Source organism: Rossellomorea arthrocnemi, assembly GCF_904424705.1.
Classification (GTDB): domain Bacteria; phylum Bacillota; class Bacilli; order Bacillales; family Bacillaceae_B; genus Rossellomorea; species Rossellomorea arthrocnemi.
Genome location: NZ_CAJGBF010000018.1, coordinates 68,179 through 76,510, shown reverse-complemented (window position 1 = coordinate 76,510; position 8,332 = coordinate 68,179). Strand labels below are relative to the sequence as shown.

The following is an 8,332-nucleotide window of genomic DNA, read 5'->3' as shown; positions in this document are numbered from 1 at the left end:
ACGGCCCATTTCGTCTCACTTGAATATACGTTTTTGCCCATGCAAAAACACCTCCGTTTTCAGTACTTGTAATAAGTGTACCATTTCGGAGGTGTTTTATATTGTCCCATTTAATTATGTTAGTCTAACCATCTACTATGGTTTCTGGTTTTTTATAGTATGATGAAGAAGAAGTTGAATGCTCTGAACAGCCATATAGATAGGGATGGACCAATACATTTTGTATCCTTTTTCAAAATGGAAAATTCCGATTATCAGCGTAAACCATTCCATCAATAAAGAGAAAGCAGTCCAGATCAATACGTAGGCAAGATTCATGATTCCTGCGATTCTTAGTTTCCGATAAATGTAAATAAAGAAATAACTAAATGGACCATACATGATATAACTGATAAAATCAATACCTTGATAGGCAGAACTATCATTTACATCGTAAAAATCCCATGGAGGAATACTGATGGTATGATCATAAAACATACCAACTGCAATGCCATACACAAAATAACTCAATCCCTCAAGTAGGGAGAAGATTTTCGGAGTCACCCATATCACCAAAAGAAGAACGATCATACTAATGATAATGAACCACTCATTTACATCAAATGATCTCTCATATATTCTGTTCATTTCTTCCCTCCTCCTTCTCCTGTAAATAGTACAGCCCCCTCCCCATCCATATACAGAACACCAAATAGATGCCATTTACAATGACCGTGTCCAATAAGCTCCACTCGGGATAGGAAAGAGAGTGAAAATAAACATGAAGGACGTCCAATACACTTATAAAAAATAATAGAGTGAGGAAACAAATCATTTTCTCTTTTCTCTTATCATAATTCAAATAACCATTCACCATGATAACCCCCACTAATGGCAGAATACACTGCCTATTAATGAGCAAACTGATGAACTGCGTGAGGTCCTCTGAAGCATACATCCACTTCAATTTATTCGTCATAATGGTAATATAATTTGTGGATATGATGGACAACACCATAAACTGTATGGAATTAGCAGTAAAGGAAAGTCTCTTCTTCATAAACAGGACAATATATATCAAGATGATCAACATACTAATAAAGAAAGGAAGTGACATAAGAATCTCCTATACTTTTTTCTTCATTTTGCCCTTAATTCTCTCATCACATAACAGAAGACACTAAGATGTTTGAATTGAATCACTAGAGGGAAAAAGAGAAGAAGAATCAAGGAGGTAGATCGATGAATCATGAATCTATAGAACCTAACTTTGCAAAAGACGAAATCAAAGAAATATTTGAGGATGGCCTGCAACGAGATCTGTCAATTCAAGAAGAAACACTAATCTCAGGATGGACCCAAACATTTGATAAGAGTGAAAGAGCAACCATCATCAATATGATGAAGGAATTACTAAACAAGCATAAAAGACATGACTAAAACATAACGGGAAGAAAGCGAAGTTAATAATGATGTGAAATGAAAAAGGCAAGCCCGTTATAAGGAGCTTGCCTTTTCCCATTCTTTTAAAATTCCTCTTATATATCATTTGTTAAATCTAAAAGTTTATCAATGTCAACACGATAGATCGGGCGATTAATATCCTCTTGTCCAAGTTCCTCGGTATCTTCTAGTACTTTATCAATGTTCATACTTATAAATACCTCCCAGGTTGCTAAAATTAGACTATCATGATCCTCACTATAGAATACGAGTGCGTGATATTATTCTTGGGGGTACTTTTTCATTACGTTCAGTTAAAAAATAGGAATAGAAAAAACGGTAAGCTTCTAACAACGACGAAAAAATTGCTTCATATTATGCGTATTTGGATACATTAAAATAACCGCTAGCTATATAAAAGCTGATCAGAACCAAATCTGATCAGCTTTTTTGCGCCATTGACATTCAGCCATAAAATTAATTCAGTATGTAAAAAACTGATTGTTGTGAACACTCCTTTTATAACGTCAGGTATTGACACACCTCAAAACCATTCCCATCCAAGTCACTGAATTCAAAATAGGTTACATCCTCATCTACTTGAATGTTTCCGACCTCTACGTTTTTCTCCTGCAGCGTCAACCTGGTTTCCTCCAGCGCATCCGAAAACATAATGGGTTTGATGGAGGAGGGACGGACCTCCCCTTTCTGAATCGTCAGGGTGGATTCACCTATTCCTACTTTAAATACCAGATATTTTCCTGAACGATAAACCAGTTCTAACCCCAATACCTCTTTATACCAATGCTTAGCTTTCTCCAAATCCCTCACTTGAATATGTACCGTATCAATTTTTGAAAACAATGAGATACCCTCCTCCTGAAGAATTAATCTTTTAATAGACTCAAATGACCGACAAGTTCCTTTGCTTCATATCTTTCCATTGGGGGAAGGGCAGTCACGGTCAGTGACCCCGCTTTTATTTCCGTTAAGCCACTGTCATGGATACTGAAATATCCTTTCTTCTCTAACTTCTCCAGTTCTGCCGATTTCCCCTTCAAAACTACTTTTTTCATTCCTGTTTGCACCCACTCTATAAAATCCGCCTGTCGGTTTTGAAAAGGAGAGTCCTTTGACATCATCGAAAGAGTACTCAGAGTGGCAGCATGTGCCACTTGTGCCGCCGTTTTCCCTTTTGACATCGATAGCTCCTTATTAACGATAAAATATTGAACGAGATCTTTTTTCGTCATTCGTATGATCATTCCTAACACTATTGGATTGAAGTACTATGATATTATCCTAACATATACAGGTATCACTTCCTTCTCAGTTTCACTTTATCATTGACAATTGAGTCAATTTTAACCTTCTCCCCGACGTTATAGTCAAGATATTCATCACAATCCATTGTATATGTAAGACCATTATCGAATTTCATGGCGCATGATGGATTATTACCATGAATTTCAAGTAATTCCCCTGACTTGATTCCTAACAATCCTCTTCCTTCCTTTGTCTGAAAGTATTTTTCTTCAATTACTACCCAATCCTCTTTTGTCTTTACCACGATTTTCACAATTATTAAACACACCAGTACTAAAGCCAACATGATCAGTAGTGTCTTTTTTATCCTTAAAGCGTTCATTTCGATCCCCTTTCTCCTCGATTGAAATCAACAAAGGATTATATGTATGGGGCCGGCAAAACATTCGTATGTATTCATAACAGTCTTGAAAATGTCCAGTCATTAATACTGGCCACATTCCCTTCTTGCATTTTGATGGATTGGGTATTATAATCAAACTAACGACCGTTAGTTAGTTTGGAGGAATCGTAATCATTAGGAAACTTGATAATAAGCAACGAATAAAAAGCGCTGCACTGGATTTATTCGGCCAAAGAGGATATGAAGATACCTCATTGGCCGAAATCGCCAAGGTGGTCGGAATAAAAAAGCCTTCTATTTATAATCATTTCGGAAGCAAAGAAGAACTTTTTGTCGAAGTATTGAAGGATCTGATTGTGTCTGAAGTGACTGCGTACAGAATGACCGAGGAAAGCATGAATCATAATGAACCCCTCATGAATATCAGGATACTTTTCGACTTATTTTGTCAACGCTTGATGACAACAAAGGAAGCTTTACTGTGGAAGAGGGTGACATTCTTTCCTCCAGATCAGTTTAAAGATTTAATACAAGAACAATTTATCTACTTCGAAAAGGTAACGACTTCGATTTTAGTGTCTGTGTATAAGGAAGGTTGGAAAAGGGATCTCTTTCAAGATATTACAGAGGATGAATTTGTGGCATCGTTTTTATGCTTGGTTGATGGTGTCTTTTTAGAGCATCACTACTACACGGTGGAAATATTTCATCAACGAATCGAATCGGCTTGGAAAGTGTATGCACTTGGCATATCAAACCGCAAAGGAGAGTAGCATCATGGGTTGGCTTTATGTAATTATTGGAGGAATCCTTGAGGTGGGATGGGCAACTGGATTATCTCTTTCAGAAGGGTTTTCAAAACCGGTGCCGAGTTTCATCACGGCCCTCCTCATATTAGTTAGCTTTTATTTTTTCTCACATTCAATGAGACTATTGCCTATAGGGACAGCTTATGCCGTCTTCACCGGTATTGGTGCAGCAGGTACAGCTGTGATTGGAATGGTCTTCTTGAATGAAGGGATAAGCATAATGAAAATTGGATTCATCTCTTTACTCATTTTCGGAGTCGTCGGATTGAAAATGAGTGATAAAGAAGAAAAAGAGACAGGGAGGAATGACTGATGGCATGGATATTTCTTCTATTTGCCGGTCTTTCTGAAGTGGTCATGGTCACATTTATGAAACTTTCAGACGGATACAAAAAGCTGCTCCCTTCCATATTCAGCTTTGCGGCAGGAGCTTTAAGCTTCTATTTATTATCCCTTTCTCTATTAGATATACCCGTGAGTACAGGATATGGGATTTGGACCGGAATAGGTTCTGCAGGAGCGGTTATCATTGGGATGTTCTACTTTAAAGAAAGAAAAGATGTAAAGAGACTTTTCTTTCTTTGTTGTATTGTTGGAAGTATCATTGGCTTGAAAATGGTATCATAAGCGGAAGAGATCTTGCGGCTCATCAAAGCAAGGTCTCTTTCCTAATTGATGATCCCATTCCCTACGATTTCGACTTCGATCTTTGGCTTAATGGTAATAGTAGGATACTCTTGGTCCCAATCGATTTGTTCCCAATCTTTATGGTGAAAAGCAATAAGCTCTCTTCCGATCCCGAATAGATCTGAATTTGCCTCTTGAATTTTCTTAATGACTTCTACTGCTTCTTTCGTTAAATGCTTCGATATCTTCTTATCCAATTCCTTTAATTTCGTTTTGTCCGCCAACTCATCTTGAGGAAACTCGACGATGGTAGCCCCTGTTTTCAATGTGAGTTCCACTTGTATATTTCCTGGAGTAGAAGATACTATTTTCATTTTAGTTTTTGGATTCACTAAATTATACGTTATATAATTTTCAATATTAACCTTTCGACCTTTGTCCACTTTTGTGACAAACCGTGCGATTTTCCTTTTTTTATTCATTAATACAAGCACAAGGGTCGACTCTGGAATCGAAAGTTTACCAACCATTGCTTTTTTATGAAATAGGGCAGTGCCGCTTAAAACGACTTCATCATTATCGTATTTGATCAGGGGAACAAAAAAATCTTTTCCCTCATCGAACATTATCGTACATACTGATTGGAGATTGACTTTCGGGATACCAGTATATGATTCTCCAGAAGTGATTGATTCGATGATATATTCGGATATAAGAATATTCTTCTGTTCTATCGTATCAAGGGTTTCTCCTGCTTCCCCTTCTGTTATCGCTAATTTAGACGAAATGGAACTATTGGGATCCCGATAGAAGATATCAAGGAAATCATATATATCTTTTCTTGCCAGATCTTCCCCAAGGAGATACACACGATTTTTGGACGGTTCAAAATTACCTGATATTTTCCTGTCCAAATGCATGCGTATCTCCCGGATCGTTCTCCCATTTGCTTCTACTTCCGTATTGATTGGGGCTCCATTTCTAAAGTCTCTTATAATGGATGTGGCGTGAATGTCGCCTTCTGATGTTAAATCGAATGCAGAAGAAAAGACAAGTCTCCCATTTTTCAACAACCTTTGATCCCAGCAACCCGACAAGAGTAATAGCATAACGAATAGTATAATAACAATTTTCTTCTTTTTCATTGCGGCTTCTCCCTTTCATGTTTTTTGAGAAAAAATGATAAGCCTAGAAGTATGAGTGGAACACAGAAAACAAAGATATAAGACAAAAAAATGACAGTCTTATTGTAGATTTCCATTTGGTCATTCTTTACAATTAATGCAATGACCAGCCCCATCATGCCAAAAAAGACCGGAAGAAACGTCCGCTTGATCTTCTTTTTTCTTCTGAGAAAAAATGAACTCCCCTCTGTCGCAAAAAACAAATAGCTGGTAAGTGATGTAATGACATTGACAATCCACAGAGACACAAATACTAGGTCAATTCGCTCAATAATTTGCAAATAAAGTGACTTCACGAAATATAAAACGGGTTGAGGAATGATTTCAATTTCATTTGGACTGAATGTGACAATGCTCACAATGGTCATAAATATGTAAATGAGCGTCACGCTAATGTTCGCAACAGTTGCGGATATGAGTATGGACTTGGCTCCCACTTGTTGAAAGTGGGGATATAGAATAAGCAGAAGTTCAAATCCAAGCATAGAGAAATAAGCTTCTTTTGCCCCTTTCAGCCAGTTTATCCCCCCGGATTGGGCCATCGGGAATAAATACCTGAAGTCCACTGGATACGCTACCAGGACTATGATTGAGATTACGAGCAGAAAGACGATGAGACTTGATACAACCACGTATATATTGCTTATCCCTATAACATCCTCTTTCGCTAAGTACATGGCGGTGGCGATCAATAGAAACATTATGATCCATTTAGGTGTAAAGATCAGTACCCACATTTTAATGATTTTCGTAGAGTACATTAATATCAAAGCTGTAACTAATAGAGCATATATAATATAGCCCCAATTGAGAAATGCCCCTGTAATCTTCCCCAGTAAAATCTTCGAATACTCAAAGATGGACTTAGATGGAAAGCGTCTTCCCAATAGCCAAAGAATGACGATGACACCTTGTACCAACAAACCTGCTACCAAAACAGAAATCCATGCATCCTGCTTAGACTTTAAATACACATTAAAAGGCAAACCCAATATCCCTACACCTATTTGGGTTTGAAGGATGAAAAACGTTAATTGCACCCCTTTGAGTTTAGTCTGATTATTCATTATTTTCCCACCCTCTGGGGTTCGTTATTTTCCATTTATATAACGGCTTTAAATCCCTGGGACGCTCTTTCATCATCCAAATCGGGACTCGTACAAGTGCATCCTTTAGTGCTTTAACGTCAAGAGGTGCAATTGGATACAAATAATAATAACCTAAGGATTTAAGTTTTGACATATGAATAAGCGTAATCATCAGTCCTATTACGATTCCAAAGAAACCGAAAAGCGCTGCTAGAACCATTAATGGAAACCCTAAAATCCTTACGGACGTACTCAATTCATTGGAAGGGATGACAAATGAAGAGATGGCAGTAATCGCGACGACAATGACCATTGTATTTGAAACAAAATTAGCATCCACAACAGCCGTCCCGATGACAAGTCCACCTACGACCCCGATGGTCTGAGCTACCGGATTAGGTAGACGGATTGCAGCTTCACGCAGTAATTCAAGTGTAAATTGCATGATCGCCGCCTCAATCAGCGGTGGAAAAGGCAAGTATTCCAATGAACTTTTGATAGAGAAGATTATCTCTACTGGTATGACTTCGTAGTTATAAGAAATAACTGCTATATAAAAGGCTGGAAGACATAAGGTTGTAATAAAACTAAACAACCTGATCAATCTTAAGAACGAGGCAATAAACGAACGTGTATTATAATCTTCGGAAGTTTGAAAAAAACTGAAGAACGACACTGGAAATATCAATGCGGTGGGACTTCCTTCCATCAGGAGAGCCATCCTTCCTTCCATTAGATTTGCCACAACTCTATCGGGGCGCTCCGTGTTTAAATATTGTGGAAAAGGGGAAAATGAATTATCTTCAAGGAACTCTTCAAAGTAACCGGGAGATTGTATGGAATCTGCTTGAATAAATGAAATTCGGTCCTCTATTGTTTTAGCAATTTCAGGATCAGTTAGAGTAGAAATGCTGATTAGTGCATATTTCGTTTTCGTTGTCTCTCCCACATGTGAATATTTTACTGTTACTTTCCTATTCGTGATTCTCTCCCTGATATATTGAACATTTTCCATGACATTTTCACTGAATCCAAGATGAGACCCTCTGATGACCTTTTCATTTTCTGGTTCAATTTGATGGGTAGTCTTGCTTTTAGGGGCAGAGATAAGGAACAGGGATTCTTCCTCTTGCACTAGGAGACAGTACCCATCAACTAATGCATCGAGCCCCACTTGAAGATCTGTTGTATTAATCATTTCCGATCCAGATACAACCTCTTTGATTTCGCCGAAAGGATTTTCCTGTATTGGTTTGATAACATTACTCTGAAGGTTGTTTACATCCACGATGGAATTAATGAACATGAGCTTTATTTGTCTATCATTAAAAACCAAATCTCTGATGGTCAAATCATCCGTCAGAAAAAGCCCCTCTTTAATAAACGCTATCTTCTCCTCTAAATTAAGAGGCGCAGTAACGCTGACTTCTTCTTCAAGCATGGGATTGATTAATTTACGGGTAGTCCTCTTGGTGAATGACCTTCTCATGTAAACACCTTCTGAAAAGAGATATTACCATGTATCGTGTCCAC

At 37.8% G+C, this 8,332-nt stretch carries 12 protein-coding genes; 4 read left to right on the top strand and 8 right to left on the bottom strand.

Annotated features, from left to right (window positions below; translation table 11 throughout):
- Positions 1 to 135: 135 nt before the first annotated feature.
- Both BAA9072_RS19095 and BAA9072_RS19090 read right to left on the bottom strand, forming a co-directional pair.
- Positions 136 to 627 carry a hypothetical protein gene (locus BAA9072_RS19095; RefSeq protein WP_201716267.1) on the bottom strand — a complete coding sequence of 164 codons (492 nt, stop codon included), beginning with the start codon at positions 625 to 627 and terminating at the stop codon, positions 136 to 138.
- Entirely contained in the window at positions 611 to 1,096 is a 486-nt protein-coding gene (locus BAA9072_RS19090) for a hypothetical protein (protein WP_201716266.1), read from the bottom strand. Before BAA9072_RS19090 ends, BAA9072_RS19095 begins: the two co-directional genes overlap by 17 nt.
- Before the next feature lie 125 nt (positions 1,097 to 1,221).
- Here BAA9072_RS19090 and BAA9072_RS19085 point away from each other — a divergent pair, with 125 nt between their 5' ends.
- Complete coding sequence (locus BAA9072_RS19085) at positions 1,222 to 1,419, top strand: hypothetical protein (protein WP_201716265.1); 198 nt, start codon at positions 1,222 to 1,224, stop codon at positions 1,417 to 1,419.
- 522 nt (positions 1,420 to 1,941) lie between these two features.
- Here BAA9072_RS19085 and BAA9072_RS19080 read toward each other — a convergent pair.
- The 3 genes from BAA9072_RS19080 to BAA9072_RS19070 form a co-directional block, all read right to left on the bottom strand.
- On the bottom strand, positions 1,942 to 2,286 hold the full coding sequence (locus BAA9072_RS19080) for a VOC family protein (protein WP_201716264.1): 345 nt from the start codon (positions 2,284 to 2,286) through the stop codon (positions 1,942 to 1,944).
- Positions 2,287 to 2,309: 23 nt separating this feature from the next.
- Positions 2,310 to 2,675, bottom strand: coding sequence for an aminoacyl-tRNA hydrolase (locus BAA9072_RS19075; protein WP_201716263.1), 366 nt, complete (start codon positions 2,673 to 2,675; stop codon positions 2,310 to 2,312).
- A gap of 65 nt (positions 2,676 to 2,740) precedes the next feature.
- A complete protein-coding gene (locus BAA9072_RS19070) occupies positions 2,741 to 3,070 on the bottom strand; it encodes a hypothetical protein (RefSeq protein WP_201716262.1) in 330 nt (109 codons plus the stop codon).
- 185 nt (positions 3,071 to 3,255) lie between these two features.
- Between BAA9072_RS19070 and BAA9072_RS19065 the strand changes: the two genes are divergently transcribed.
- From BAA9072_RS19065 to BAA9072_RS19055, 3 genes are read left to right on the top strand one after another with little or no spacing between them, the layout of a single operon-like run.
- Positions 3,256 to 3,864 carry a TetR/AcrR family transcriptional regulator gene (locus tag BAA9072_RS19065; RefSeq protein WP_201716278.1) on the top strand — a complete coding sequence of 203 codons (609 nt, stop codon included), beginning with the start codon at positions 3,256 to 3,258 and terminating at the stop codon, positions 3,862 to 3,864.
- Positions 3,865 to 3,868: 4 nt separating this feature from the next.
- Positions 3,869 to 4,213: a DMT family transporter gene (locus tag BAA9072_RS19060; protein ID WP_201716261.1), complete on the top strand. Its 345-nt coding sequence runs from the start codon at positions 3,869 to 3,871 to the stop codon at positions 4,211 to 4,213.
- On the top strand, positions 4,213 to 4,527 hold the full coding sequence (locus BAA9072_RS19055; RefSeq protein WP_201716260.1) for a DMT family transporter: 315 nt from the start codon (positions 4,213 to 4,215) through the stop codon (positions 4,525 to 4,527). Before BAA9072_RS19060 ends, BAA9072_RS19055 begins: the two co-directional genes overlap by 1 nt.
- A 41-nt stretch (positions 4,528 to 4,568) precedes the next feature.
- Here BAA9072_RS19055 and BAA9072_RS19050 read toward each other — a convergent pair whose 3' ends face one another.
- The 3 genes from BAA9072_RS19050 to BAA9072_RS19040 are packed head-to-tail and all read right to left on the bottom strand — an operon-like array spanning position 4,569 to position 8,288.
- The gene (locus BAA9072_RS19050; RefSeq protein ID WP_201716259.1) at positions 4,569 to 5,672 is read right to left on the bottom strand and encodes a Ger(x)C family spore germination protein; all 1,104 of its coding nucleotides are present in this window, start codon (positions 5,670 to 5,672) and stop codon (positions 4,569 to 4,571) included.
- The gene (locus tag BAA9072_RS19045; protein WP_201716258.1) at positions 5,669 to 6,778 is read right to left on the bottom strand and encodes a GerAB/ArcD/ProY family transporter; all 1,110 of its coding nucleotides are present in this window, start codon (positions 6,776 to 6,778) and stop codon (positions 5,669 to 5,671) included. The genes BAA9072_RS19050 and BAA9072_RS19045 overlap by 4 nt, the downstream gene beginning before the upstream one ends.
- Positions 6,771 to 8,288: a spore germination protein gene (locus BAA9072_RS19040; RefSeq protein ID WP_201716257.1), complete on the bottom strand. Its 1,518-nt coding sequence runs from the start codon at positions 8,286 to 8,288 to the stop codon at positions 6,771 to 6,773. The genes BAA9072_RS19045 and BAA9072_RS19040 overlap by 8 nt, the downstream gene beginning before the upstream one ends.
- Positions 8,289 to 8,332 lie beyond the last annotated feature (44 nt).

Excerpts from the sequence above, each read along its gene's own strand:
- BAA9072_RS19090 (WP_201716266.1), bottom strand. The coding sequence starts at position 1,096 with ATGTCACTTCCTTTCTTTATTAGTATGTTGATCATCTTGATATATATT.
- BAA9072_RS19070 (WP_201716262.1), bottom strand. The coding sequence starts at position 3,070 with ATGAACGCTTTAAGGATAAAAAAGACACTACTGATCATGTTGGCTTTA.
- BAA9072_RS19085 (WP_201716265.1), top strand. The coding sequence starts at position 1,222 with ATGAATCATGAATCTATAGAACCTAACTTTGCAAAAGACGAAATCAAA.
- BAA9072_RS19045 (WP_201716258.1), bottom strand. The coding sequence starts at position 6,778 with ATGAATAATCAGACTAAACTCAAAGGGGTGCAATTAACGTTTTTCATC.
- BAA9072_RS19050 (WP_201716259.1), bottom strand. The coding sequence starts at position 5,672 with ATGAAAAAGAAGAAAATTGTTATTATACTATTCGTTATGCTATTACTC.
- BAA9072_RS19095 (WP_201716267.1), bottom strand. The coding sequence starts at position 627 with ATGAACAGAATATATGAGAGATCATTTGATGTAAATGAGTGGTTCATT.
- BAA9072_RS19055 (WP_201716260.1), top strand. The coding sequence starts at position 4,213 with ATGGCATGGATATTTCTTCTATTTGCCGGTCTTTCTGAAGTGGTCATG.
- BAA9072_RS19075 (WP_201716263.1), bottom strand. The coding sequence starts at position 2,675 with ATGACGAAAAAAGATCTCGTTCAATATTTTATCGTTAATAAGGAGCTA.
- BAA9072_RS19040 (WP_201716257.1), bottom strand. The coding sequence starts at position 8,288 with ATGAGAAGGTCATTCACCAAGAGGACTACCCGTAAATTAATCAATCCC.
- BAA9072_RS19060 (WP_201716261.1), top strand. The coding sequence starts at position 3,869 with ATGGGTTGGCTTTATGTAATTATTGGAGGAATCCTTGAGGTGGGATGG.